The organism is Streptomyces sp. LUP47B (genome assembly GCF_001746295.1).
Taxonomy (GTDB): Bacteria; Actinomycetota; Actinomycetes; order Streptomycetales; family Streptomycetaceae; genus Streptomyces.
In genome coordinates this window covers 956189-981291 of record NZ_MJAH01000001.1, presented here as the reverse complement: position 1 = coordinate 981291, position 25103 = coordinate 956189, and the positions used below count along the sequence as shown (strand labels likewise).

Genomic DNA, 25103 nt, shown 5'->3' with positions numbered 1-25103 from the left:
TGGAGGTACGACCCATGCGGTCATCCTCGTACTTCGCCCTGCCCGCCAGAGCCCTGCTGGTGCTCGCTCTCACGGCGGTCGCCGTCCCCACGGCCCACGCCGCCGACGCTCCCGCGCCCGCCCTCGCCGCCAAGCCCTACATGGGCTGGTCCAGTTGGAGCATGCAGTCGTCCAAGTACCCCGGCCTCAACCCTGACGGCGACTACAGCTACCTCACCGAGGCCAACGTCCTGAAGCAGACCGACGCCCTGGCCGCCAAGCTGAAGAAGTACGGCTACCAATACGTCAACATCGACGCCGGCTGGTGGATGGACAAGGCCTGGAAGTCCGGGTTCGACCAGTACGGCCGCCAGAAGCCCGACCCCGTCCGCTTCCCCAGCGGCATGAAGGCCGTCGCCGACCGCATCCACGCCAAGGGCCTCAAGGCCGGCATCTATCTCCCGGCCGGCCTGGAGAAGGGGGCGTACGGCGACGGGAAGACGCCCATCTGGAACGCCGACGGCTGCACCACCGCCGACGTCGTCTACGACGACCTGCGCACCACCAACGGCTGGGACAGCGCGTACAAGCTCGACTTCGCCAAGCCGTGCGCCGGCAAGTACATCGACTCCCAGGCCCAGTTGATCGCCGGCTGGGGCTACGACTTCCTCAAGCTCGACGGGGTCGGCCCCGGCTCCGGGAAGAGCGGCGACCAGTACGACAACGTTGCCGACGTGGCCGCCTGGAACAAGGCGATAGCCGCCACCGGCCGCCCCATCCATCTTGAAGTCTCCTGGTCCCTCGACATCGGACACGCCGCCGACTGGAAGAAGTACTCGCAGGGCTGGCGCATCGACACCGACGTCGAGTGCTACTGCAACACCCTCGTCAGCTGGGAGAACTCGGTCGACGACCGCTGGGACGACACCCCCGCCTGGACCCGGCACGCCGGACCCGGCGGCTGGAACGACCTGGACTCCCTCGACGTCGGCAACGGACAGATGGACGGCCTGACCAAGGCCGAACGGCAGAGCTACGCCACCCTGTGGGCCATCGCCAAGTCCCCCCTGTACACCGGCGACGACCTCACCCGCCTGGACTCCTACGGTGTGTCCCTGCTGACCAACCGCGAGGTCATCGGCCTCAACCAGGGCCCCAACCCACCCGCACACCCGGTCACCCCGTCCGACCCGCAGCAGGTCTGGGCCGCCAAGAACACCGACGGCACCTACACCGTCGCCCTGTTCAACCTCGCCGACGCCCCCGCCGCCGTCACCGCCGACTGGACCACCCTCGGCTTCACCGGCAACGCGTCCGTCCGAGACCTGTGGAACCACGAGAACCTCGGCACCTACAAGAACAAGGTGACCCAGGCCCTGCCCGCCCACGGCTCGCGCCTGTTCACGGTCACCCCGCACGGCGCCGGACTGGCCTTCACGGGATACGAGGCCGAGTCCGCCGCGAACACCCTCGGCGGCAACGCCTCCGTCGCCGACTGCTCCGCCTGCTCCGACGGAAAGAAGGTCGGCAACTTGTACCTCGGCGGGACCCTGACCTTCCGCGACGTCGTCGTCGCCAAGGCCGGCACCTACCAGATCAAGGTCTCCTACATCAGCGGTGACGCCCGCTCGGTGGACATCTCGGCGAACGGCGGCGGCGCCACCCGCCACAAGCTCCCCGCCACCGGCGACTGGGGCACCGTGTCGAGCGTGTACGTGCCCGTGACGCTCAAGGCCGGCGCCAACACGATCACCTTCGACAGCGGCACCGGCTACGCACCGGACATCGACCGGATCGACGTACCGAAGTCCTGACCGAGCCTCCAGGAGCCGCCATGACCCCCGCCCCGTCCAGACGCGGTGTCCTCGCGCTGACCGCCGCCCTCGCCGCCCTGCCCACCTTCACCGCGACCGCGGCACCTCAACGCCCCGCCGACGCGCCCGCCCTCGACGCCGACCCACGCCACCGACTCCGGTGGCAGGCTCCCGCCGACGAACACTCGATGATCGAACAGGGTCTGCCCGTCGGCAACGGCCGCCTCGGCGCCCTCGCGAGCAACGACCCCGGCCGCGAAGTCCTTCTCGTCACCGACGCCACCCTGTGGACCGGCGGCCTCAACGACACCCTCGACGCCGACGGTCAGTTCCCCTACGGCCGCCAGGACTTCGGCTCCTTCACCCTGCTGGCCCGGCTCACCGTCGACATCCCCGACCACGACCTGTCCGCCGTCTCCGGCTACCGCCGCACCCTCGACCTCGCCCAGGGCGTGAACGAGACGTCGTACGTCCGCTCCGGCGTGACCTACCGACGCCAGATCTTCGCCAGTCACCCCGACGACGTCATCGTCCTGCACTTCGGCCAGAGCGGAGGAGGCCGCTACACCGGCACGATCACACTGGAGGGAACCCATGGCGAGGAGCCCGCGGTCTCCTTCGGGGCCGCCCTCCCGAACGGCCTGAGATACGGGGCCGCCATCGCGGCGTACGGCTCCGGCGGCAGTGTCACCGTCGAGGGCCCGCACATCGGCTTCACCGGGTGCAGGGAGCTCACCGTCGTCCTGAGCGGGGGCACCGACTACGCCCCCGACGCCGCCGCGCACTTCCGTGACCCGTCCCTCGACCCGCACAAGCTCGCACGCGCCAAGGTCCGCGCCGCCGCCCGGCACTCGGCGGACACCCTGCTGCACACCCACATCGCCGACCATCACGCCCTGTTCGGGCAGTTGGATGTCTCGCTCGGCACCTCCTCCGCCGAGCAGCGCTCCCTCGACACCTGGGAGCGCCTGCGCGCACGCGCCCGGGACGGGGTGCCCGACTCCGAACTGGAGGCCCAGTACCTGCAGTTCGGCCGCTACCTGATGATCGCGGGATCACGCGGCAGCCTCCCGCTGGGCCTCCAGGGGCTGTGGCTCGACGGCAACGACCCGGACTGGATGGGCGACTACCACACCGACATCAACATTCAGATGAACTACTGGGCAGCCGACCGGACCGGCCTGTCCCAGTGCTTCGACACGTTCACCGACTACTGCGTCGCCCAGCTCCCGTCCTGGACCGACCTCACCCGCAGGCTGTTCGACGACCCCCGCAACCGCTACCGCAACTCCACGGGGAAGAACGCCGGCTGGACGGTGGCCATCTCCACCAACCCCTTCGGCGGAGGCGGCTGGTGGTGGCATCCGGCGGGCAACGCCTGGCTGTGCAACTCCCTGTGGGAGCACTACGAGTTCACCGCCTCCCGCGCCCATCTGGAGAAGATCTACCCCCTCCTGAGAGGCGCCTGCGAGTTCTGGGAGGCGCGGCTGCTGACCACGACCCTCCCGGGCACTTCACGGGAGGTCCTGATCGCCGACAGCGACTGGTCGCCCGAGCACGGCCCGCTAGACGCCAAGGGCATCACGTACGCCCAGGAACTCGTGTGGGCCCTGTTCGGCAACTACTGCACGGCCGCGGCCGAGTTGAGGAAGGACGCGGAGTTCGCCGCCACGATCGCGGGCCTGCGCAAGCGCCTGCACCTTCCCCAGGTCAGCCCCACCACGGGCTGGCTGGAGGAGTGGATGTCCCCCGACAACCTCGGCGAGACCACCCACCGCCACCTGTCGCCGCTCGTGGGTCTCTTCCCCGGCGACCGCATCCGCCCCGACGGCTCCACCCCGGCCGACATCGTCGAGGGTGCCACCGCCCTGCTCACCGCACGCGGCATGGAGAGCTTCGGCTGGGCCAACGCCTGGCGCGCTCTGTGCTGGGCCCGCCTCAAGAACGCCGACAAGGCGTACCAGCTGGTGGTCAACAACCTCCGGCCCTCCAGCGGAGGCAGCAACGGCACCGCCTTCAACCTCTTCGACATGTACCAGGTGGAACAGGGCCGCGGAATCTTTCAGATCGACGCGAATCTGGGTACCCCTGCGGCGATGATCGAGATGCTGCTCTACTCCCGCCCCGGCCACCTGGAACTCCTGCCCGCCCTGCCCGACGCCTGGGCCGCCTCCGGCTCCCTCACGGGAGTGAAGGCACGCGGCGGCTTCGTCGTGGATCTACGCTGGCGGGATGGGAAACCGACCGAAACACGGATCCGCAGCACCGGCGGCCGCACCACGACGGTCGTGTACGCGGGAAGCGCCCGCACGGTGACGCTGAAGCCGGGCGCCACCGTCACCCTGAAGGGCTTCGACCGATGAGGCGCCGGACGGCCCGAGGGGCCCGACTCCTCGCCGTCACGGTCGCGGCCGCCGCACTCCAGGCCACGCCCGCACCGGCCGCCGTCAGCCCGCCCGACGGGGTGATCACCTGGGGCACGAGCGCCTACGCCATCGGCGACTCGGCCGCCGACCGCGGCTACCGCATGGTCGTGCACACCAGCGTCGGCGGCCAGGACCCGCGCATCCGGCTCTCCAACGCGTTCGGCCACCAGCCGGTCACCTTCGACAGCGTCTACGCCGGTCTCCAGCTGAAGGACGCCGAGCTGGTGCGCGGCAGCAACCGGCGGCTCACCTTCGACGGGTCGTCCTCCGTCACCGTGGAACCCGGCGCCACGGTGTACAGCGACCCCTTGTCCGGCAGGCTGGCCGCCGGGTCGAACCTGGTCGTCAGCCTCCACACCCCGGACGCGGAGGGTCCGGTCACCGGCCACTGGATGGCCCTGCAGACGTCGTACGCCACCCAGGGCGACCACACCGCCGAGGAGAGCGGCGCCCACTGGACCGAAGCGATCGGGTCGTGGTTCTACCTCGACGCGGTCTCGGTGCGCACCCCCGCGGCCACCGGTGCCGTGGTCGCACTCGGCGACTCCATCACCGACGGCTGGCAGTCCACCAGCGACCACAACCGCCGCTGGCCCGACTACCTCGCCCGCCGCCTCCAGAAAGCCCACACCACGGTCAAGGGCGTGGCCAACGAGGGGATCTCCGGCAACAAGGTGCTGGCCGACGGCGCCGGGCCGAGCGCCCTGAACCGGCTGGACCGGGACGTCCTCTCCCAGCCGGGCGTGCACACCGTGTTCCTCTTCGAGGGGGTAAACGACCTCAAGGCCCACACCGGTGTCACCGCACCGGATCTGATCGCCGGGTACCGCGAGATCGTCGACCGGGCCCACGACGCCGGCAAGTGCGTGGTCGTCTCCACCATCGCCCCCTTCAAGGGCTGGCCGGAATGGGACCCGGCCGCCGAGGCCGTACGGCAGGAGGTCAACGACTTCGTCAGGAGCCACAGCGACGAGTTCGACGCGGTCACCGACTTCGACCGTGTCCTGCGCAGCCCCTACGACCAGGAGCGGATGCTCCCCGTCTTCGACGGCGGGGACCACATCCACCCCAACGACAAGGGCATGCAGGCGATGGCGGACTCCGTCGACCTGAACAGCCTGGACTGCGCAGGCCACTGAGGCAGCGTCAGCCGCGGGCCGTCGTCTCCGGGGCGATCAACCCCTTGCGGTAGGCGACGGCCACGGCCTCGGTGCGGCTCGCCGCACCCAGCTTGGCCAGGATGTTGGAGACATGCACACTCGCCGTCTTGCCGGTGATGAACAGCTCCTCGCCGATCTGGCGGTTGCTGCGCCCCCGGGCGAGCAGCCGCAGCACGTCCTGCTCGCGGGCCGTGAGCAGCTGCGCGCTGGGCGGGGCCTCGGCGAGCCGGCCGCGCCGGATCAGCTCGTCGACCTGGTCGAGCAGCACCGTGGCGCCGAGCCGGGCGAACACCTCACGAGCGGCACGCGCCTCGGCCACGGCCTCCCCACGCCGGTCGGCGGCGAGCAGGGCCTCGGCGTACCGCAGCCGGCAGCGGGCCGGTTCGTACACGTCACCGAAGTCGAACGCGGCGACGGCCCTCGCCCAGGCCTCGGCGTCCGGGCCCGACGCGGCCCGTGTCCACTCCGCCTCGGCCCGGGCCAGCCAGGCCTGCCCCTCCGGGCCCTGCGGTATCCCGCGCTCGCCGTGCGCGGCGGTCATCCTGGCCAGTTCCACCAGCTCGGTCGCGGTCTCCGCCCAGCGAAGCGCCCCGGCCTGGTCGCCCTTGCGGCGCAGATCGAAGGCCCGGTCGGCGACCGCGGACAACGCGAGGCCGGCCAGCCGGACGGTGACGTGAGGAAGCGCGCCGGTGTCGTCGGTCAGCGCCGCGACGGTGGACCGCATCCGCTGCACGGCGTCCTCCGCATCGCCCCGCAGCGCCGCCGCGTCGGTCAGCGCGATGCCCGCGACGAGCGTGGCCATCCAGTCGAAGGGCCCCTCCAGCAGCGCCCGCGCCCGGTCGACGGCCCTGAGGTCGCCGCGCGCGAGCCCGACGTACAGCGCGGGCGCCATCGTGTACCCGCCGGCCGCGGGCAGCACCTCGGCGTCGGCGTGCGCCGCCCGGACACAGTCGTCCCAGCGGCCCAGCGTGTACAGCACCAGCAGCTTCAGGTAGCGCATCTCCATCGGATAGGGCGACGACAGCAGCCCGGCGCGACGGGCACGGTCCAGCCCTTCGGTGAGCCAGGGCAGACACTCGTCGAGGTGCCCCGACTCGAAGCAGCCGACGGCGAGATTGAACAGCGCGCGCATCTCCACGGGGGTGCTGCCCGCCCGCCGGGCCAGCTCCCGGGCCTGCCGCAACCGCTCCCGCCCCGCCTCCGTGCGACGGCCGCCGCCTTCGAGGACGGCCAGGGAGATCAGCAGATCCGCCTGGGCGTCCGGCACGCCCAACTGCTCGGCGGTGCCGAGCGCCTGCCGGGCGACCCGCAGCGCGACCTCGTTCTCCCCGACCTGCCGGGCCGCCAACACATGGGTGGCCGCGGCCCACACCCAGGTACGGGACGGAGGATCGGCGGGGATCATGGCGAGCGCCTCGCTGCTGTAGGCGAAGGCCGCGGTGAGGTTGTCGACGCTCATCAGGTTCCCGGCGAGCGTGTAGCGCACCCGGGCGGCGAGTTCGGAGTCCACCTCCTGACCGACACCGGCGAGCGCGGCGCGCGTGAGCGAGACCGCCCGGTGCAGTTCGCCGGTGTGCGCGGCCGCCGCCGAGGCCCGCAGCATGAGCCGTACCCGGTCGACGCCCTCGCCGGAGGGCCGCGCCGTCGGCTCAACCGCCGACCACAGGTCGAGGGCCGCCTCCAGATGCCGTAGCTCCTCGGCGGGTGCGCCCACCCGCCGGGCGTGGTCCGCGGCCTCCAGTGACGCGGCGAGCGCCTCGGCCAGGTCATGGCTCTCGCGGTAGTGGTGGGCCCGCTCCGCCGCGCTCTCGGCCCGATGTCCCCGCGCATCGAGCAGCCGGGCGAACGCCCCGTGCAGCCGGGCCCGCTCGCCCGGCAGCAGATCGGCGTACACGGCCTCACGGGCGAGGGCATGCCGGAACGCGTACGTGTCGCCCTCACCGGGCACCAGGAGCTGTCGCCCGATGGCCTCCCGCAGCGCCGTTTCCAGCTCTTCCTCGGGCAGTCGTACGGCATCCCGCAGCAGGTCGTGCTCGACGCGCCGCCCGGCGACGGCGGCGGTGCGCAGCACCTGCTGAGCCGTGTCGGACAGCTGCTCGAACCGGATCAGCAGCACGTCGGCGAGCCCGCTGGGCACCCCGCCGTCCCCGCTCCCCGTGGCGGCGAGCAACTCCTCGGCGTAGAACGCGTTGCCCTCGGCCCGCTCGACGATCCGCCGCACGGTGTGGTCGGGCAGCGGAGCCTCCCGCAGGGACCGCACCAGGCGGGCCACCTCGCCGTCGGCCATCGGCCGCAACTCCAGCCGCTCGACCCCGGGCAGCCGCACCAGCTCGGCGAGCAGCGGACGCAACGGATGCCGCCGGTGCAGATCATCCGCCCGGTACGAAGCGAGCACGGCCAGCCGGTGCGTGGGCGCCCCACCCGCCGACCGCTGGAGGATGCCCCGGCTGAGCAGGAACCGCAGCAGATCGCGGGACGACTGATCGGCCCAGTGCAGGTCCTCCAGGACGAGCAGCAGGGGAGCGATGTCCGAGAGATCGGCGAGCAGCCCGGCGATCCCCTCGAACAACCGGAGCCGCCCACCGGAGTCGCCGACAGCGCCGCCTCCCAGCAATCGCTCCACCGACGGATAGGCGGCGAGAACATCGGCGAACCGCTCGTCCTGGGCGAGCGCTCCCAGCACCTCGGTGAACGGCAGATACGGCAGGCCGACATCACCGAGATCKACACAGTGCCCGGTGAGCACGGTCATCCCGGCCGTCGCGGCCCGCCCCGTGACCTCGTCCAGCAGCCGCGTCTTGCCGACCCCGGCGTCCCCGGCGACGAGAACAGCCCGAGCCTCACCGCCGCGGGCACGCTCCAGCACACCTGAGAGCCGGGTCAGTTCGTCTTCCCGGCCGATGAGAGGCGCACTGATGGAAATTTGCGACACGAATACATCCTGGCACGCGACACTGACAGCGCATTTGATCTGAGGGCGCGGTGACCGAGCAAGGGGCGCGGGGCTGTGTCAGTATGCGGCTCCGCCGCGTGGGCGCGACCAGCCACTACGTACCCGCAGCCGCCGTCAGACAAATCCCCCCGAGCTCATCTGCGCAACGTTCGGGCCCAATCCGCCGGCACCCGCCCTTCAGGGCCCGGCGCCGGCTGCGAATCCGGATGACTCACCGGCGCCGCAAGCTCCGGCCCCGCCTCGAACATCTCGTTCGTCTCGAAGTTCCAGAACCACTCCTCACCCGGCTCGAAACTCCGCACCAGAGGATGCCCCGAGTCCCGGAAATGCCCTGTCGCGTGCCGCCCGGGCGAGGAGTCGCAGCACCCCACGTGCCCGCACTGCGCGCACCGCCGCAGATGGAACCACCAGCCGCCCGCCGCGTCGCACTCCACGCACCCGTCCCCGCTGGGCGGCACGCTCGGGTCGATCCCCTTGATGTCGCTCATTCCGACTCCTCGGTCGTGTCGTTGTCCACGGCGGTCAGTGGAAGCAGTACCTGGAAGCGGGTGTCGCCCGGTGACGCCTCCACCTGAAGCGTCCCGTGGTGCTTGTTGACCACGATCCGCCAGGAGATGTCGAGCCCGAGCCCCGTCCCCTCGCCCACGGGCTTGGTGGTGAAGAAGGGATCGAAGATCCGCCCGCGGATGTCCGGCGGCACCCCGGGCCCGGTGTCCCGGAACTCCACCAGCAGCCGGTCGTTGTCGAGCGCGGTCCGGACGGTCAACGTCCCGTCCCCACCGACGCTGTTGATGGCCTGCACCGCGTTGTCGATCAGGTTCGTCCACACCTGGTTGAGCTCGGCGGGGTAGGCCGGGATCCTCGGCAGCGTCCGGTCGTACTCCTTGACGACCTTGATCTGCTGCCCGATCTTCCCGGACAGCATCAGCAGCGTGCTGTCGAGGAGTTCGTGCACGTCGGCCACCTGATAGGGCGCCCGGTCCAGCTGGGAGTACTGCTTCGCCGCGTCGACGAGATGCGAGATACGGGCCGTGGAGTCGTTGATCTCGTCCATCAACAGCTCGGTCTCGACGGTGTAGTTGAGCCAGCCGATCGCGTTCGGCAGGATCTCCTCGTCCACGGCCGCCGCGACCTGGTCGAGCCAGTCCACGTCGAGGCCCGCCTGCACGAAGGTGGGCGCGATCCGCCAGCCCTCCTGGATGCCGTGGTCGTCGAGCCAGTCGCCGAGCGCGTCCTCCCGGTCGGAGGCCTCCAGCGGGCTCAACACGGGCGCCTTGGCGACCCGTTCGGCCGTGCGCTCCTGGATGTCGATGAGGTTCGCCATCACCTCCGGGCTGTAGGAGCCCTGGGCGATGACCGCGAGCTTGTGCCGCATCTTGCCGACCCGTTCGCGCAGCGTCGACGTGGCCCGTACGGCGGCCGCCGCCGGATTGTTGAGCTCGTGCGTGAGACCGGCGGACAACGAGCCGAGCGCCAGCAGCCGTTCCCGCTGCCCGATGGCCCGCTGGGTGTTCTTGGAACCGAAGAAGAGCCCCTCCAGCAGATGGACCGCCATCGGGAACCATTCCTGCATGAAGGCCGAGAACGACTCCGCGGGCAGCACGAAGAACCGCGACGGCTCCGTCACCCGCATGGAGTTGTTGTAGGTCTGCTGCACCCGGTCCTTGAGATAGGCCTGCATGGACCCCGAGTACACCCCGCGCTGCGAGGTGCGGTTGACCTCCACGTCGTCGCCGGCGACCCGGCGGGAGAGGACGACCGTGCCCTCGAGCATCACGTAGAAGCAGGTGGCGGGTTCACCCTCGGTGTACACCGGGCCGGGTTCGAACCGCTCCACCCGGCCCGCGGCGCACAGCTGCCCGAGTTGCTCGGGGGAGAGCTTCTCGAACAGGAACAGCGATCCGATCTCCCCGGGGGCGCACGGCATCAACTGCCCGCTCATGACTGCTCCAGGTACCGGTGGACGAGCATCACGGCCATGGCTCCCTCTCCGACGGCGGACGCGACCCGCTTCGCGGACTCGGCGCGCGCGTCGCCCGCGACGAACACGCCCGGAATGTTGGTCTCCAGGTGGTACGGAGGCCGGTCCAGTTCCCAGTCCGCCGGCGGTCGCCCGTCGGGGGTGAGGTCGGGCCCGGCCAGGATGAACCCGTGCTCGTCCCGCAGCACCGTGCCGTCCAGCCAACCGGTCAGCGGGGCCGCGCCGATGAACACGAACATCCACTGCGCGTCGACGAGTTCGGTCTCGCCGGTCTCGGTGTCGCGCAGGGTCAGCTGCTCCAGGTGGTCGGAGCCGTGCGCGGCGTCGACGACGGTACGCGCGCGTACCGAGATGTTGGGAGCTTCCTCGATCTGCTGGATCAGATAGTGCGACATCGAGGCGGCGAGGTCGGGGCCGCGCACCAGCAGGGTCACCGACTTGGCGCCTCGGGACAGGTACATCGCCGCCTGCCCCGCGGAGTTGGCGCCGCCGACGATGTAGATGTCCTGCCCCTGGCAGGAGGCCGCCTCGGTGAGTGCCGAGCCGTAGAACACCCCGCAGCCGGTCAGGTCCGCACAGCCCGGCGCCTGCAGCTGGCGGTACGACACGCCGGTCGCCAGGATCACGCTGTGCGCGGCCACCGCCGACCCGTCCGAGAACCGCACGGTGCGGGCCGCGCCGTTGACCTCCAGGCCCGCCACCTCGCGGGCGGTGAGGATCTCCGCGCCGAACTTCGTCGCCTGCCGGCGGGCCCGGTCGGTGAGCTGGCCGCCCGAGACACCGTCGGGGAAGCCCAGGTAGTTCTCGATCCGGGAGCTCTGCCCGGCCTGCCCGCCGGTCGCCGACCGTTCCACCAGCACGGTCCGCAGCCCCTCCGAGGCCCCGTACACCGCCGCTCCGAGTCCGGCCGGGCCGCCGCCGATGACGACGAGGTCGTAGAAGTCGGCGGTCGGGGTCGTGGCGAGGCCCACGTGGGCGGCCAGGTCGGGTGCCTCCGGCTTGACCAGGGGCGTGCCGTCGGGGGTGATCACCACCGGCAGCCGCTGTCCGTCCTGCCCCGCGGCGGCCAGCAGCCGCTGTCCCTCCGGCTCCTCCGTGGAGTACCAGCGGTACGGCACCTGGTTGCGGGCCAGGAACTCCCGCACGTCCGAGGAACGCGCCGACCAGCGGTGTCCGATCACCTTGGTGGCGGGCACCGGCCGGTAGTCGCTGCAGCGCCACGCCTCCAGGAGGTCGTCCAGCACCGGATAGAGCTTCTCCTCGGGCGGGTCCCACGGCTTGAGGAGATAGTGGTCGAGATCGACGACGTTGATCGCGTCGATCGCCGCGCTGGTGTCGGCGTACGCCGTCAGCAGCACGCGACGGGCGCCCGGATACACGTCCAGGGCCTGTTCGAGAAACTCGATGCCGTTCATCTGCGGCATGCGGTAGTCGGCCAGGATCACCGCCACGAGGTCGCCGCGCAGCTTCAGCTCCCGCAGCGCCTCCAGCGCGGACTCGCCGGACTCCGCGCGCACGATCCGGTACGACTCGCCGTAGCGCCGCCGCAGATCGCGGGCGACGGCACGGGAGACCCCCGGGTCGTCGTCCACGGTCAGAATGACGGTCCGCGCCGATTCGGCGGCCTGTGCCATACGTCTCCCACCCCGAGCGGTCGGTCAGGGCCCAGCGCCCCCCGTGGTCACCGACCCGGTCCTGCCCATCGTATGTTCGATCGCCGGGCTACGCGCAGGTATGGCAGACCCTGCCGGGGTCAGGCTCGACGCTCGCCCAGTACGCAGAACTCGTTGCCCTCGGGATCCATGAGCGTCACCCAGGACACGTCGCCCTGCCGCACGTCTACGTGCCGGGCGCCCAGGGCGAGGAAGCGGGTGACCTCGGCCTCCTGGTCGTCGGGGCGGAAGTCGAGATGGAGCCGGTTCTTGACGGTCTTCGCCTCCGGCACCGGCACGAAGAGCAGCCCCGGCATCCGGTCCTTCTCGGGGCGGATCTCGAACTCGTCGGGGGCCTCCCCGACCACCACCCAGCCCAGCGCCTCGGCCCACCAACGTCCGAGGGCGACGGGATCGGCCGAGTCCACGATGACTTGCTCCCACTCCAATGCCATAAGGGCAGCGTAGTGAAGACTGGACCGGCACGGACGTGACCGCGAACAGGGAGGCCACCGCATGACCCGCCCGATCACCGCAGGGATCGACGGAACCGAGGAGAGCCTCGCCGCGCTGGACTGGGCCGCGCGGGAGGCGGTCCGGCGGGACGTGGCGCTACGGGTGGTGCACGCGTGGCGGTTCCAGTCGTACGAGGGGATCGACGCGGGGGACCGGGACACCCAGCGAGGCTGGGCGCGGGACGCCGTGGGCGAGGCCGTGCGGACGGTCACCGGGCGGCACACCGGGCTCGACGTGTCCACCGAGGTCGTCGAGGGCGGCAGCGTGGACGTGCTGGTGGCCGCCGCGGCCGAGGCCGAACTGCTGGTCCTCGGCTCCCGCGGGCACGGGCCGGTCGTCGGCTTCCTGCTGGGCTCGGTCGGCCGGCAGGTGATCGCCGAGGCGGCGCGGCCCGTCGTCCTGGTGCGCGCCGGGGACCAGGCCACCGCGGAGGCCGCGGGACGCGAGATCGTCGTGGGTCAGGAGGGCGACCCGGAGGACAGTGCCGACGTCCTGCGGTTCGCCTTCGAGACGGCGGCGGCACGCGGGGCGACCGTGCGTGCCGTACGGGCCTGGACGCTGCCGCCGGTGTTCGCCTACAGCCCCGGCTCGCTGAGGCTTCTGGACGAGGCCGGGGGACTGGAGCCGTACGAGAAGGAGGCGCTGGCCGCGGCGCTCCAGCCGTGGCGGGAACGCTTCCCCGGCGTGCCGGTCGTCGAGCACGTCGAGCTGGGCAGCGCGGGGCAGGTGCTGCTGTCGGTGACCGCGCGGGCCCAGCTGATGGTCGTCGGCCGCCGGGCCCGCCGTACCGCTGTCGGGGCCAGGATCGGATCGGTCGCGCACGGCGTGCTGCACCACGCGGACTGCCCGGTGGCCGTGGTGCCGCACGTGTGAGGTCAGTCCGCGGTGGCGGGGGTGGGCTGGAGCGTCTCCCGGGCCTTGGGGAGGATGTTCTTGATGTAGTCGTCCACGGCCGTGTCAAGCCCGATGTCATGCTGGGCCCGCTCGGACAGGTACCAGCGGTGCTCGAGCAGCTCGTGGTAGATCTCGGCCGGGTCCATCGACCCGCGCATGTCGAGCGGCACGGCCCGCACCGTGGGCCGGAAGACGTCCCGCACCCAGCGGTGCGCGAGTACCTCCGGGCGGGCGCCGAGCGGGTCGCCCGGAGCGTAGTCGTCCTGGGTGGCCATCCAGCTCTCCAGGTCGTTCAGGAGCCGGCGGGCCTGGTTCTCCTCGGCGTCCAGGCCCGTCAGCCGCAGGAGCTGGCGCTGGTGGTGGCCCGCGTCCACGACCTTCGGCACGAACGTGACCGTGTCGCCGTTCGGCGCGTGCTCGATCTGCATCTCGGCCACGTCGAAGCCGAGGTCGTTGAGCCGCCGGATCCGGCGCTCGATGTACTGGTACTTGCCCGCCGGGTAGACGGACCTGCGGGTCAGCTCCTCCCACAGGCTGTTGTAGCGCGAGCAGATCTCCATGCCGAACTCGATCGCGTCCACGGAGGGGTGCAGCGCCCCGGAGGCCTCCAGGTCGAGCAGCTCGCCGCTGATGTTCACGCGGGCGAGGTCGAGGTCGTAGTCCCGCTGCCCGGGGCTGAGCTGCGGATGCAGGTCACCGGTCTCGGCGTCCACCAGATAGGCGGCGTAGGCGCCCGCGTCCCGCCGGAAGAGCGTGTTGGACAGCGAGCAGTCGCCCCACGCGAACCCGGCCAGGTGCAGACGGACCAGAAGGACGGCCAGCGCGTCCATGAGGCGGTGCATGGTGGCGGGCCGCATGGTCGTCTCGAACATCGAGCGGTACGGCATCGAGCCGCCCAGATGCCGGGTGACCAGCACCGGCTCCAGCGGGGCGTCCTCGGCGTCGGCGCGCCCGGTGACCACGGCGAGCGGATCGACGGCGGGTATGCCGAGCCGGTCCAGGTCGCGCAGCAGCTCGTACTCGCGCAGCGCCGGGCGCTCGGCGAGCTCCTTGACGGCGATGACCTCGTCACCGGCCCGGGCGTAGCGCACCACGTGGCGGGATATGCCGCGCGGCAGCGGGACCAGGACCTCTTCCGGCCACTGCTCCAGCGGCAGCTGCCACGGCAGTTCGAGCAGGAGCGCGGGGTGCTCCGGGTTCGTCGCGCTGATCTGCAGTGCCATCGGTGCTCTGTCCTTGCCTGGGCGGTGATCGTCACCTCACCTTAGAGCGCACGGTCCCTGGCCTGAAGTGCCGCTTCACGGACCGGACCACGGTGTACGGGCCCGTGCCCCGGCAGCAGCACGTCGCCCTCCAGTTCCGCGAACACGTCCAGCGACGCCACGGCACGGGCGCGCTCGTGATGGAACATGTCCGGCAGCAGCTGGGGCCCCTTGACCCGCGAGGTGGGGTGACCGCTCACCAGGCCGTCACCGGAGATCACCACACCGCGCTCGGGGAGGTGGAAGGCGCAGTGCCCGTCGGTGTGGCCCGGCGTGTACACGGGCACCGGACGGCCCGGCAGATCGAGCGTGCCCTCAGCCGGGAACGGCTGCGGGGAGGCGACGGGCACATGGGCCGTGCCGCCCACCCGGATCGAGTGCACCGCCCACGGCAGCACACCGGGCCGCCAGCCGTTCTTCAGGACCGTCCCGACGGACACCTGGTGCAGGAACTCCCGCCGCGCGTGCGGCACTTCGGCCTCGTGCAGGTAGATGGGCGTGCCGTAGGTGCTGCGCAGGTACTCGGCGGAGCCGAGGTGGTCGTTGTGGGCGTGCGTGATGAGCACGGCGGTGACCGCCTCCGGGGAACTCCCCACCTCCGCGAGGGAGGCGAGCACCTGCTCCCGGTCGCCCGGATAGCCGGTGTCGACCAGTGTGGCGGCGCTTCCCTCGGTCACGATCACCCAGTTGGTGTTGCTGCCCTGCACCAGGTAGGTGCCGTCCGCGACTTGCTGCACGCCTGCGCTCATGATCGCCCCACCCGATGAGTCCCTGCCCGACGGCACACAGCAAAGCAGACGCTCAGGCGATCCGGAGCGGCGGGTACCGGTCTTCCAGCCGTCAACTTCCGTGCTGACAAGGCTGCCTCCGACGCCGTCCGCGTGGCTGCCGCGCCCGGGGCGCGGCGCCGGACGGAGGGGTCGGCGTCTTCCGTCAGCCTTGAACGCCACGGGACCGGCGGGTATCCCGGGCCGGGCGCGCTCCTGGAGACCTGCGCCCCCGGGCTCCCGGCCCGCCCACGCCACGGTTTCGTCCTCCCGGCCCGCCGCTGCAGCGGCTTGTCGCCGGTCCTCCCCGTCCGGCCCCGGAGGGACGAGGCTGCCTCCGGCGCCGTCCGCCGGAGGCAGCCCCCGCGTGCGGTGGAGGCAGCCGCCTCTCCGCCTCACCGCACGCCGTGCGGGCGGAACTGGATGCTGATGCGCGGTCCCGTCGCGCGCGTGGACTTCGGTACGGCGTGTTCCCAGGTGCGCTGACAGGAGCCGCCCATCACGATCAGGTCGCCGTGCCCCAGCGGCCGACGTACGGTCTCGGCGCCGCCGCGCGCCGGTCGCAGCACCAGGTCGCGCGGTGCGCCCACGGAGAGGATGGCGACCATGGTGTCCTCGCGGGCGCCCCGCCCGATCCGGTCGCCGTGCCAGGCGACGCTGTCCCGGCCGTCGCGGTAGTAGCAGAGCCCGGCCGTGGTGAAGGGTTCGCCCAGCTCCTCGCCGTAGTGCGCGGTGAGCGCCTCGCGGGCCTCGGTGAGTACGGGATGCGGCAGCTCGTCGTCCACGCCGTAGAAGGAGAGCAGCCGCGGGACGTCGACGACGTGGTCGTACATCGTGCGGCGTTCCGCTCGCCACGGCACCTCGGTCGCCAGCTGTTCGAAGAGGGCGTCGGAGCCGCCGAGCCATCCGGGCAGTACGTCGATCCAGGCGCCGAAACCGAGCACGGTACGGCGGATCCCGTCGAGGGGGCCCAGCCGCAGCTCGTCGGTCTGGTCGAAGAGAGAGCCCTGGAGGTGCGCGGTCATGTATCCAGCGTACTCCTTAATCGAAAATCTGTTCCCATGAGATCGATCGAGGTGTTCGACCCTTTCGATGCATCGGTGTATCGGATACATTCGCGTATCGAACGGAGGACCCGACATGGCGACACAGGACACGACCAGGCGCGTGACCAGGCGCCGGGTCCGCACGCGTGCCAATCTCCTGGACGCGGCCTTCGCGGTGTTCGCCGCAAAGGGCTTCGGGCGCGTGTCGATCGAGGAGGTCTGCGAGGCCGCCGGATACAGCCGGGGTGCCTTCTACTCGAACTTCGACAGCCTCGACGAGCTCTTCTTCGCGCTCTACCAGCAGCGCGCGGACCTGATCGCGGAGCAGGTCTCCGGAGCCCTCGCCCTGGACGGCCCGGAGCTCGACGTCCTGGCCGCCGTCGACCGGGTCACCGACGTGCTGCTCCTCGACCGGGACTGGCTCCTGGTCAAGACCGACTTCCTGGTGCACGCCGCCCGCGTGCCCGAGGTCGCCCGGACCCTGCTCGAACACCGGGCGCGCCTCAGGCGGGCCGTCGCCGACCGGCTGGCACGCGCGCGTGGGCACGCCGAACTGCCCGCCGTACTGACCGACGTCGAGGGCGCCGCCCACGCCGTGGTCGCCGCCTACGACGGTGTCACCGTCCAACTGCTGCTGGACGGAGACCTCGAGCGGGCCCGTGTCTGGCTGAAGCAACTGCTCACCGCGCTGCTCACCGACGGCAGCGACACCACCGTATGAGGGAAGGGACGGTCGCCATGGATGCCGACGTCATCGTCGTCGGAGCGGGGCTCGCGGGCCTGGTCGCCGCGCACGAGCTCACCAGCCGCGGCAAGAGGGTCGCGCTGGTCGACCAGGAGAACGCCGCCAATCTCGGCGGCCAGGCCTTCTGGTCCTTCGGCGGACTGTTCCTGGTCGACTCCCCGGAACAGCGGCGCCTCGGCATCAAGGACTCCTTCGACCTCGCCTGGAACGACTGGCAGGGCAGCGCGAAGTTCGACCGCGTCGAGGACGAGGACTCCTGGGCGGTGCGCTGGGCGCGCGCCTACGTCGAGTTCGCGGCGGGGGAAAAGCGGTCCTGGCTCGAGGGGCACGGGATCAAGTTCCTGCCGACCGTCGGCTGGGCCGAGCGCGGTGACCTCACCGCCCACGGACACGGCAACTCCGTGCCCCGCTTCCACATCGCCTGGGGCACCGGCACCGGAGTCGTCGAGCCCTTCGTCGGGTACGCCAAGCAGGCCGCGCGCGACGGACTGCTGACTTTCTACCACCGCCACCAGGTCGACGAACTGGTCGTCGAGGACGGCACCGCCCGCGGCGTGCGCGGCACGGTGCTGGCCGAGGACAACTCCGCGCGCGGTGTCGCCTCCAACCGTGACCGGGTCGGCGACTTCGAGCTCACCGCCCACGCCGTCGTCGTCACCACCGGCGGTATCGGCGCCAACCACGACATCGTCCGCCGCTACTGGCCCGAACGGCTCGGCAACCCGCCCGCCGAGATGGTCACCGGCGTGCCCGCCTACGTCGACGGCCGGATGCTCGACATCAGCGCCGGCGCCGGCGTCCGCCTGGTCAACCGCGACCGCATGTGGCACTACACCGAGGGCATCCAGAACTGGGACCCGATCTGGCCCGGCCACGGCATCCGCATCCTGCCCGGCCCGTCCTCCATGTGGTTCGACGCCCTCGGCCGCCGGCTGCCCGAGCCGTGCCTGCCCGGCTACGACACCCTCAGCACCCTCGAACACCTGCGCACCACCGAGGACATCGCGGAGCACGACCACTCCTGGTTCATCCTCACCCAGAAGATCATCGAGAAGGAGTTCGCGCTCTCGGGCTCCGAGCAGAACCCCGACATCACCGCCAAGGACCGCGCGGGCTTTCTCAAGGAGCGGCTCCTCGGCAAGGGAGCTCCGGGACCGGTCGACGCGTTCCTGCGCAAGGGCGCGGACTTCGTGACCGCCCCGAACCTGGAGCAGCTGGTCGAGAAGATGAACGGGCTGACGGACAAGGCCCTCCTGGACGCCGCCTCGCTCCGCCGCCAGATAGAGGCCCGCGACCTCCAGATCGCCAACTCCTACAGCAAGGACGCCCAGGTGCAGGGCATCCGCAACGCCCGCCGCTACATCGGCGACCGCCTCGGCCGGGTCGCCACCCCGCACCGCATCCTCGACCCCGCCGCCGGCCCCCTCATCGGCGTCAAGCTGCACATCCTGACCCGCAAGACCCTCGGAGGCATCCAGACCGACCTCGACTCCCGCGCCCTGGGCACCGACGGCAAGCCCCTCGAAGGCCTGTACGCGGCGGGCGAGGTCGCCGGCTTCGGCGGCGGCGGTGTGCACGGCTACAACGCGCTCGAGGGCACCTTCCTCGGTGGCTGCCTCTTCTCGGGGCGCGCGGCGGGCCGGGCGGCGGCCAAGCAGATCGGTTAGTGCCTCGGCAGGCAGCGTCTGCCCGTTGAGGAGCGGGGCGGCCGGTGCGTGCTCTGGGGGTCCCCCGGCCGAAGGCTGGGGGGTGCCGGCCGGAAGGCCTCGTACCGGATTGCTTGGGCTTTCGCCCGGTGCGGCGAGAGGGCGTGCCGGGTGTCGCGACGGGGCGAACGCTGCCTGCCGACGGACTAGGACTCCAGCAGGCGCACCAGCACGGTGGCGTGACTCCGCTCCGGCGTCTTCGACGCGGTCAGCAGGGTCACGTCGCCCTTGCTCGCCAGCTCCCGGACCCGGTCGAGAAGCCCGGCCGCCTCGGGATCGGCCAGCTCCGCCTCGTAGCGCTCGGCGAACTCCTCGTACGACCCCTCGCCCGCGTGGTACCAGCGGCGCAGCTCGGTCGACGGGGTGAGCGCCTTCGGCCACTCGTCCACGCGGGCCGCGTCCTTGGACAGCCCGCGCGGCCACAGCCGGTCGACCAGGACGCGCACGCCGTCCGCGGGCTCGGGGGGTTCGTAGACACGGCGGATGCGAACGCTCACGGGCGACCTCTCGACGAAGGCAGGAGTGCGTCGGGAGCGTACTGCGCAGCCGGGCGTGACTTGACCTCATCAAGGGTGAGTTGCGGCGGAGGCGGCCTTTAGTGTGAAGCCATTGCCCACCCCCCGACCTGTAGGAGCGCACGTGCCGAAGGCCGTCAGACGCACTCTCGTCCTCGTCACCACCCCGGTCGCCCTCGTGGCGCTGCTCGGGGCTGCCGCAGGGTCCCCTCCGTCGACGGGCTCATCCGGAGCCGGCGATCCCTACTTTCCGCTCGCCGGAAACGGCGGATACCACGTCGACCACTACGACCTGACGCTCGGTTACGACCCCGGGAGCGGCCATCTCGACGGCAAGGCGGTCCTCACCGCCCGCGCCGGCCAGCGACTCAGCCGCTTCGACCTCGACTTCAAGGGCCTGACCGTCACCGGTCTGACGGTCGATCACGCCAAGGCCGGCTTCCGCCGCGACGGACAGGAACTGGTCGTCACCCCGAGGCGCGCCCTGCGCAAGGGGGAACGGTTCACCATCACCGTCACCTACCGGGGCAAGCCCCGTCCCGTCACCGACCCGGACGGCTCGCTCGACGGCTGGATCCCCACCGACGACGGGGCCTTCGTCGCCGGGGAACCGCAGGGCGCCATGACCTGGTTCCCGGCGAACAACCACCCCACGGACAAGTCGTCGTACGACTTCACGATCACCGTCCCCAAGGGGCGCACCGCCGTCGCCAACGGCGTCCTCCTCTCCCAGCGGACCACGCACGCGAAGACCACGTTCCGCTGGCGCCAGCGCGAACCCATGGCCGCCTACCTGGCCACGGCCACCGTCGGCAAGTTCAAGGTGCAGCAGTTCACCACCAAAAGCGGCATCCGGGTCTACAACGCCGTCGACCCGCGCGAGGCCGCCGCGGCAGCCCCGGTCCTCAAGAAACTGCCCTCCGTCCTGGAGTGGGAGAGCAAGCTGTTCGGGCCCTATCCGTTCCGTGCCGCGGGCTCCATCGTGGACCGCGCCCCGAACGTCGGCTACGCGCTGGAGACCCAGAGCCGTCCGGTCTACGACCGGGCACCCGACCTGAGCACCCTCGTCCACGAGAACGCCCACCAGTGGTTCGGCGACTCCGTCTCCCTCACCTCGTGGAAGGACATCTGGCTCAACGAGGGCTTCGCCACCTACGCGGAATGGCTCTACGACGAGCAGCACGGCGGCGACAGCGCGCAGAAGACCTTCGACGGCCTGTACGCGAAACCCGCGAGCGACGACCTGTGGGAGTTCCCGCCCGGCGACCCCGGCAGCGGCGCCAACATCTTCGGCACCCCCGTCTACGCCCGTGGCGCCATGACCCTGCACGCGCTGCGCACGCGTGTCGGCGACCGGGCGTTCTTCCTGATCCTGCGCGCCTGGGCCTCCGGGCACCGCAATGGCAACGGGACCACCGCACAGTTCCAGCGCCTCGCGGAACGGGTGTCGGGCAAGGACCTGGACAGCCTGTTCCATACCTGGCTCTACACAGCGGGTAAACCGAACCGGGCCTAGAACCTGACCAGTTCCTTACAAGTGTCGGCCAGAGTCGTTCCATGATCACACGCAGAACCCACGTGGCCCTGCTCGCCGCATCTCTGCTTCTCACCGGATGCGGCGGCGGTGCCGTGGCCAGCACGGCGGCCGGGCCCACGCCCTCTCAGGACACCTTGGAGCCCGCGCCCACGCCCTCACCTGAGATATCCGTCGCGGTCGTCCCCCGGCAGATACCCGGGCTCGGTCCGAAGACGTGGGCGAAGGTGCCGGCCGACGCACGACAGGCCGTCGTGGTCACCGGGCGGGGCCGCGACTCGTCGGCCTCCACCGTGGTCCTGTACGAGCGCACCGAGGCCGGTTGGCAGGCCGGTGCGAGCTGGCCCGCGCACAACGCCCTCAAGGGCTGGACCGACCACCACCTGGCGGGCGACCTGCGCTCACCGACCGGCGTCTACACCCTCACGGACGCCGGAGGGCTGCTGAAGAACCCCGGCACCAAGCTGCCGTACGACCGCGGCGTCGGCTTCACCTCACCCGGCACGGGCTTCGAGGGCGAGCCGCTGGCCGGATCCTTCGACTACGTGATCGCCATCAACTACAACCGGCGGCCCGGGACTTCACCCCTGGACTGGACGCGGCCCCTCGGCGCGGGGCGCGGTGGCGGGATATGGCTCCACGTCGACCACGGTGGACCCACCCACGGCTGTGTGAGCATCGCCGAGGAGCACATGAAGGAGCTGCTCCTGACCCTGGACCCGGGCCTCCATCCGGTCGTCGTCATGGGCGACGCCAAGTCCCTGACCCGCTGACCGCTTAGGATCCGCCGGGTGTGCGCACATGTGCTGGTAGCCGAGGACGACGAGATGCAGGCCGAACTCATACGGCGCTCCCTGCTCGCGGAAGGCCACACCGCCACCGTGGTCCACGACGGGCGGGCCGCCCTGGAGGCGGCCCGGCGGCTCGCCCCCGACCTCGTCGTCCTGGACCTGATGCTCCCGGTGATCGACGGCTTCGGCGTGTGCCGGGTGCTGCGCCGCGACGAGGACATTCCCGTCGTGATGCTCACCGCGCGCTCGGAGGAGGACGACGTCCTGCTGGGCCTGGAGCTGGGCGCCGACGACTACATGACCAAGCCGTACAGCCCGCGCGAACTGATGGCCCGGATCCGGACCGTCCTCAGGCGCAGCGGACGGGGCGCGGCCGCCGACCGGCCCGAGGATCCCGTCGTGCGCGCCGGAGGCCTGGCGGTCGATCCCGTACGGCACGAGGTGCGCTGCGACGGGGCGCCGGTGGAATGCACGCCGGCCGAGTTCGAGATCCTCCTCGCCATGGTCGCCGAGCCGGAACGGGTCTTCTCACGGCGGCAGTTGCTGGAGATCACCCGGGGCACCGACCGGGCCTCCACCGAACGGGCCGTGGACGTGCACGTCATGAACCTGCGCCGCAAGATCGAGGCCGATCCGCGCCGGCCGGTGCGGCTGCTGACGGTGTTCGGCGTGGGCTACAAGCTCAGCGGCGGCCGTGGATGAGAGCTCGGATACCCCTGCACAAGCGGCTGCTGGTCCGCCTGCTGATCACGTCCGGGCTCATCGCCGTGTGCTCGGTGGCCGCGACCGCCTGGCTGGCCGTGGCGACCACCACCCAGGCGCTGCGCGAGGAACAGGGGCAGGCACTCGCCGACGACATGGAGGTCCTCGCCGAACTCAGCGGATACGCGGCGACCCACCCCGACTGGACGGGGGTGGCCGCCACCGTGCGGGAGCTTTCGGCGAGGACCGGCCGTCGTATCGCCCTGACCGCCTCGGACCGCCGGATCATCGCCGACTCCGCGTCGCGCGGCACCTCCCTGCCACCGAGCGCGGCCGCCACCGTCGACCCGCTGCACACCGACACCTACACCGAGCGCGGCGCCCAGGTCCCCGGCATCGACCCGCGGGCGGTCGGCCCGTACCGGCTCACCGAGGCGGAACGCGTCAAGGTCGCCGCCCTGGCCCGCAAGCGGCAGGCCTGTTTCTCCCAGTTCGGTGTGCGGACCCGTCTGAGCCGTACGCCGAGCGGGCGGACGGTCCTCACCGACGCGGAGACCGGCTCCGCGCCCGACCATGTGCCCGACGCCTGCGCCGACGGACTGCTCAACACACCCACCCCTTCGGAGGACAAAGCGGTGAAGGAGGTGAAGTCGCTCGGCCGCGCCTGCCTGACCAAGGCCGGACTGGACCCCCGGATGGCCGCGCTGCTCGGAAGCGAACCGGCCGGGCTGGACGCGCGCGATCCCCTGGGCGGCAAGCTCGGCACCGATGAGGCGCGTTCGGTTCAGCCCTGCCTCGACAAGGCCCGCCGCACCCAGCTCGACCCGTACGTGGCGCCGGTGGCCGAACTCTTCCTGGGCACCGGGGACACGCCCGCCGTGCTGTTCGACATGTCCCCGGGCAACAAGGCCAAGGTCGTGGGCACCGCGGGTCTCGTGCTCGCCGTCACCGTCGCCGCGACCGCGCTGGTCGCCACCCGGCTGGTGCGTCCGCTGCGCGCGCTCACCGCCGCGGCCCAGCAGCCGCCCGAACTCCATGTGCGCGTTCCCGTCACCACTCGCGACGAGACCGGCATCCTCGCCGCGGCCTTCAACGACCTGACCGAACGCCGCGAGCGCCTGGAAGCCCAGCGCAAGGCGATGGTCAGCGACATCGCCCACGAACTCCGCACCCCGCTCACCAACATCCGCGGCTGGCTGGAGGTCACCCGGGACGGTGTCGTCGACCCCGACCCCGCCCTGCTCGCCTCCCTGCACGAGGAGGCCCTCGTCCTGCAGCGCGTCATCGACGACCTCCAGGACCTCGCCGCCGCCGACGCCGGCACCCTGCGCCTGCACCGGGAGCCCGTCCGCTGCGACGAACTCCTCCAGCAGGTCGCCGCCGCCCACCGCGTCACCGCCGGCGCGGCCCGTGTCGAACTGCGCACCGACATCGACGGCGAGCCCTGGCTGGACGGCGACCCGCTCCGGATGCGGCAGGCGCTCGGCAACCTGGTCTCCAACGCCCTGCGCCACACCCCGGCCGGCGGCACGGTCACCCTATCCGCGCGCCTGGACGGCGACGACATCGCCTTGGCGGTCGCCGACACCGGCACCGGTATCGCGCCGGCCGACCTGCCCCACGTCTTCGACCGGTTCTGGCGCGCGGAGAAGTCCCGCAGCCGCCGTACCGGGGGATCGGGCCTCGGCCTCCCCATCGTCCGCCACCTGGTCGCCGCCCACGGCGGAACGGTCGAGGCGGCGAGCGAGCCCGGCGTCGGCAGCGTCTTCACCCTGCGGCTGCCCGGGGGCCCGGCGCCTCAGCCGTACCCCTGATTTTCTTCTCGGCGCGCGGGTACCCCGTATGCCTGCGAAAGCAGAGGTGAGAGGAGAGGGAGGCCGGGACATGAGCATGTCGGACGGGTTGCCGGTGGTACGGACACTCGCTGAACTCGGGAGCCTGACCGAACGGCACGGACAGCTGTACGTCCGCTGGTCGCGCGGCCCCGAGGTCGATCTTGCCCGCGTGTCCAGCACCGACGAGCTCACCGGCGTGTCACTGCCGGGACTGTCGGCGAACCCGCTCGGCGTGGAGGAGTGGTGGCAGGGCCGACCCGTGCAGCTGTGGGTGGCCCGACGCCTGTACGACTACTCGCACCTCCCGCACGAGAAGGGCCCCGACGTACGCCCCTGGGTCCTCCAGGGACGCGAGCGGGGCCGGGGGCCGGACAACGAGCCCCTCGTCACGGATGTACGGCCGATGTGCTGGATCGACACCCGCGTGATCGACGAGGCGCGGGCCGAAGTGGAGCGGCAGGAGAACTCCTGGGGCCCACTGCGCCGCACGGTCCGCTGACCGGGCCCGGCCCACGAACGTGTCGTGGGCCGGGCCCGGTCAGCGGACCGTGCTGAACGGACCCGCTCAGCCGGCCCTTCTCCGTGCGGCCGCCGCGCGCCGGGCGAGTGCCCGGCGTTCCGTCTCGCTGGTGCCGCCCCAGACGCCGATGCCCTGCCCGGTGTCGAGGGCCCACTGCAGACACTGCTCCTGGACGGGACAGCGCCGGCAGACGGACTTGGCCTGCTCCGTCTGGACCAGTGCGGGGCCGGTGGTGCCGATCGGGAAGAAGAGGTCCGGATCCTCGCGGCGGCACGCGGCATGGGTTCGCCAGTTGTCCATCAATA

At 71.5% G+C, this 25103-nt stretch carries 21 protein-coding genes; 11 read left to right on the top strand and 10 right to left on the bottom strand.

The window, feature by feature from the left end; genetic code table 11:
* Positions 1–14 precede the first annotated feature (14 nt).
* Genes BFN33_RS04360 through BFN33_RS04350 form a run of 3 tightly spaced genes read left to right on the top strand, consistent with a single transcriptional unit; the run spans position 15 to position 5358 of the window.
* The gene (locus tag BFN33_RS04360) at positions 15–1793 is read left to right on the top strand and encodes a carbohydrate-binding protein (RefSeq protein WP_069758472.1); all 1779 of its coding nucleotides are present in this window, start codon (positions 15–17) and stop codon (positions 1791–1793) included.
* A 20-nt stretch (positions 1794–1813) separates the two neighbouring features.
* Complete coding sequence (locus BFN33_RS04355; RefSeq protein WP_069758471.1) at positions 1814–4156, top strand: glycoside hydrolase N-terminal domain-containing protein; 2343 nt, start codon at positions 1814–1816, stop codon at positions 4154–4156.
* Complete coding sequence (locus tag BFN33_RS04350; RefSeq protein ID WP_069758470.1) at positions 4153–5358, top strand: SGNH/GDSL hydrolase family protein; 1206 nt, start codon at positions 4153–4155, stop codon at positions 5356–5358. The genes BFN33_RS04355 and BFN33_RS04350 overlap by 4 nt, the downstream gene beginning before the upstream one ends.
* 7 nt (positions 5359–5365) lie before the next feature.
* Here BFN33_RS04350 and BFN33_RS04345 read toward each other — a convergent pair whose 3' ends face one another.
* The 5 genes from BFN33_RS04345 to BFN33_RS04325 form a co-directional block, all read right to left on the bottom strand.
* The gene (locus BFN33_RS04345) at positions 5366–8311 is read right to left on the bottom strand and encodes a helix-turn-helix transcriptional regulator (protein ID WP_069758469.1); all 2946 of its coding nucleotides are present in this window, start codon (positions 8309–8311) and stop codon (positions 5366–5368) included.
* Between the two features lie 155 nt (positions 8312–8466).
* Positions 8467–8820 (bottom strand): UBP-type zinc finger domain-containing protein, encoded by a 354-nt coding sequence (locus tag BFN33_RS04340; protein ID WP_069758468.1) that lies wholly within the window; start codon positions 8818–8820, stop codon positions 8467–8469.
* Entirely contained in the window at positions 8817–10274 is a 1458-nt protein-coding gene (locus tag BFN33_RS04335; protein WP_069758467.1) for an ATP-binding protein, read from the bottom strand. The genes BFN33_RS04340 and BFN33_RS04335 overlap by 4 nt, the downstream gene beginning before the upstream one ends.
* Positions 10271–11947 (bottom strand): FAD-dependent oxidoreductase, encoded by a 1677-nt coding sequence (locus BFN33_RS04330; RefSeq protein WP_069758466.1) that lies wholly within the window; start codon positions 11945–11947, stop codon positions 10271–10273. Before BFN33_RS04330 ends, BFN33_RS04335 begins: the two co-directional genes overlap by 4 nt.
* A gap of 119 nt (positions 11948–12066) precedes the next feature.
* Positions 12067–12420, bottom strand: coding sequence for a VOC family protein (locus tag BFN33_RS04325; protein WP_069758465.1), 354 nt, complete (start codon positions 12418–12420; stop codon positions 12067–12069).
* A 61-nt stretch (positions 12421–12481) separates the two neighbouring features.
* Here BFN33_RS04325 and BFN33_RS04320 point away from each other — a divergent pair, with 61 nt between their 5' ends.
* Positions 12482–13354 (top strand): universal stress protein, encoded by an 873-nt coding sequence (locus BFN33_RS04320; RefSeq protein WP_069758464.1) that lies wholly within the window; start codon positions 12482–12484, stop codon positions 13352–13354.
* 2 nt (positions 13355–13356) lie between these two features.
* On the opposite strand, the gene BFN33_RS04315 is transcribed toward BFN33_RS04320, so the two are convergent.
* The 3 genes from BFN33_RS04315 to BFN33_RS04305 all read right to left on the bottom strand — a co-directional run bounded on the left by BFN33_RS04315 (position 13357) and on the right by BFN33_RS04305 (position 16429).
* A complete protein-coding gene (locus BFN33_RS04315) occupies positions 13357–14598 on the bottom strand; it encodes a DUF4032 domain-containing protein (RefSeq protein ID WP_069758463.1) in 1242 nt (413 codons plus the stop codon).
* Positions 14599–14639: 41 nt separating this feature from the next.
* On the bottom strand, positions 14640–15386 hold the full coding sequence (locus tag BFN33_RS04310) for an MBL fold metallo-hydrolase (RefSeq protein ID WP_069758462.1): 747 nt from the start codon (positions 15384–15386) through the stop codon (positions 14640–14642).
* A 413-nt stretch (positions 15387–15799) separates the two neighbouring features.
* The gene (locus BFN33_RS04305) at positions 15800–16429 is read right to left on the bottom strand and encodes an alpha-ketoglutarate-dependent dioxygenase AlkB (RefSeq protein ID WP_069758461.1); all 630 of its coding nucleotides are present in this window, start codon (positions 16427–16429) and stop codon (positions 15800–15802) included.
* 115 nt (positions 16430–16544) lie between these two features.
* On the opposite strand from BFN33_RS04305, the gene BFN33_RS04300 reads away from it, so the two are divergent.
* Together BFN33_RS04300 and BFN33_RS04295 are read left to right on the top strand one after the other, a co-directional pair.
* The gene (locus BFN33_RS04300; RefSeq protein WP_069758460.1) at positions 16545–17171 is read left to right on the top strand and encodes a TetR/AcrR family transcriptional regulator; all 627 of its coding nucleotides are present in this window, start codon (positions 16545–16547) and stop codon (positions 17169–17171) included.
* A gap of 17 nt (positions 17172–17188) precedes the next feature.
* Entirely contained in the window at positions 17189–18862 is a 1674-nt protein-coding gene (locus tag BFN33_RS04295; protein ID WP_069758459.1) for an FAD-binding dehydrogenase, read from the top strand.
* Between the two features lie 185 nt (positions 18863–19047).
* Here the strand turns inward: BFN33_RS04295 and BFN33_RS04290 are convergent, their stop codons facing one another.
* Complete coding sequence (locus BFN33_RS04290) at positions 19048–19398, bottom strand: DUF488 domain-containing protein (protein ID WP_069758458.1); 351 nt, start codon at positions 19396–19398, stop codon at positions 19048–19050.
* A 142-nt stretch (positions 19399–19540) separates the two neighbouring features.
* Between BFN33_RS04290 and BFN33_RS04285 the strand changes: the two genes are divergently transcribed.
* The 5 genes from BFN33_RS04285 (at position 19541) to BFN33_RS04265 (ending at position 24777) form a co-directional block, all read left to right on the top strand.
* A complete protein-coding gene (locus BFN33_RS04285) occupies positions 19541–20932 on the top strand; it encodes a M1 family metallopeptidase (RefSeq protein WP_069758457.1) in 1392 nt (463 codons plus the stop codon).
* Between the two features lie 41 nt (positions 20933–20973).
* Positions 20974–21723 carry a L,D-transpeptidase family protein gene (locus BFN33_RS04280; RefSeq protein WP_069758456.1) on the top strand — a complete coding sequence of 250 codons (750 nt, stop codon included), beginning with the start codon at positions 20974–20976 and terminating at the stop codon, positions 21721–21723.
* 18 nt (positions 21724–21741) lie between these two features.
* A complete protein-coding gene (locus tag BFN33_RS04275) occupies positions 21742–22443 on the top strand; it encodes a response regulator transcription factor (RefSeq protein ID WP_069758455.1) in 702 nt (233 codons plus the stop codon).
* Complete coding sequence (locus tag BFN33_RS04270) at positions 22440–24257, top strand: cell wall metabolism sensor histidine kinase WalK (protein WP_069758454.1); 1818 nt, start codon at positions 22440–22442, stop codon at positions 24255–24257. The genes BFN33_RS04275 and BFN33_RS04270 overlap by 4 nt, the downstream gene beginning before the upstream one ends.
* 70 nt (positions 24258–24327) lie before the next feature.
* A complete protein-coding gene (locus BFN33_RS04265) occupies positions 24328–24777 on the top strand; it encodes a DUF6098 family protein (protein ID WP_069758453.1) in 450 nt (149 codons plus the stop codon).
* A 66-nt stretch (positions 24778–24843) separates the two neighbouring features.
* Here the strand turns inward: BFN33_RS04265 and BFN33_RS04260 are convergent, their stop codons facing one another.
* Complete coding sequence (locus BFN33_RS04260; protein ID WP_069758452.1) at positions 24844–25098, bottom strand: WhiB family transcriptional regulator; 255 nt, start codon at positions 25096–25098, stop codon at positions 24844–24846.
* Between the last annotated feature and the right edge of the window lie 5 nt (positions 25099–25103).

Bases quoted from the DNA above. Each gene is read 5' to 3' on its own strand.
- BFN33_RS04360 (WP_069758472.1), top strand. From the start codon at position 15: ATGCGGTCATCCTCGTACTTCGCCCTGCCCGCCAGAGCCCTGCTGGTG.
- BFN33_RS04355 (WP_069758471.1), top strand. From the start codon at position 1,814: ATGACCCCCGCCCCGTCCAGACGCGGTGTCCTCGCGCTGACCGCCGCC.
- BFN33_RS04350 (WP_069758470.1), top strand. From the start codon at position 4,153: ATGAGGCGCCGGACGGCCCGAGGGGCCCGACTCCTCGCCGTCACGGTC.
- BFN33_RS04340 (WP_069758468.1), bottom strand. From the start codon at position 8,820: ATGAGCGACATCAAGGGGATCGACCCGAGCGTGCCGCCCAGCGGGGAC.
- BFN33_RS04335 (WP_069758467.1), bottom strand. From the start codon at position 10,274: ATGAGCGGGCAGTTGATGCCGTGCGCCCCCGGGGAGATCGGATCGCTG.
- BFN33_RS04330 (WP_069758466.1), bottom strand. From the start codon at position 11,947: ATGGCACAGGCCGCCGAATCGGCGCGGACCGTCATTCTGACCGTGGAC.
- BFN33_RS04325 (WP_069758465.1), bottom strand. From the start codon at position 12,420: ATGGCATTGGAGTGGGAGCAAGTCATCGTGGACTCGGCCGATCCCGTC.
- BFN33_RS04320 (WP_069758464.1), top strand. From the start codon at position 12,482: ATGACCCGCCCGATCACCGCAGGGATCGACGGAACCGAGGAGAGCCTC.
- BFN33_RS04315 (WP_069758463.1), bottom strand. From the start codon at position 14,598: ATGGCACTGCAGATCAGCGCGACGAACCCGGAGCACCCCGCGCTCCTG.
- BFN33_RS04310 (WP_069758462.1), bottom strand. From the start codon at position 15,386: ATGAGCGCAGGCGTGCAGCAAGTCGCGGACGGCACCTACCTGGTGCAG.
- BFN33_RS04305 (WP_069758461.1), bottom strand. From the start codon at position 16,429: ATGACCGCGCACCTCCAGGGCTCTCTCTTCGACCAGACCGACGAGCTG.
- BFN33_RS04300 (WP_069758460.1), top strand. From the start codon at position 16,545: ATGGCGACACAGGACACGACCAGGCGCGTGACCAGGCGCCGGGTCCGC.
- BFN33_RS04295 (WP_069758459.1), top strand. From the start codon at position 17,189: ATGGATGCCGACGTCATCGTCGTCGGAGCGGGGCTCGCGGGCCTGGTC.
- BFN33_RS04280 (WP_069758456.1), top strand. From the start codon at position 20,974: ATGATCACACGCAGAACCCACGTGGCCCTGCTCGCCGCATCTCTGCTT.
- BFN33_RS04270 (WP_069758454.1), top strand. From the start codon at position 22,440: ATGAGAGCTCGGATACCCCTGCACAAGCGGCTGCTGGTCCGCCTGCTG.
- BFN33_RS04265 (WP_069758453.1), top strand. From the start codon at position 24,328: ATGAGCATGTCGGACGGGTTGCCGGTGGTACGGACACTCGCTGAACTC.
- BFN33_RS04260 (WP_069758452.1), bottom strand. From the start codon at position 25,098: ATGGACAACTGGCGAACCCATGCCGCGTGCCGCCGCGAGGATCCGGAC.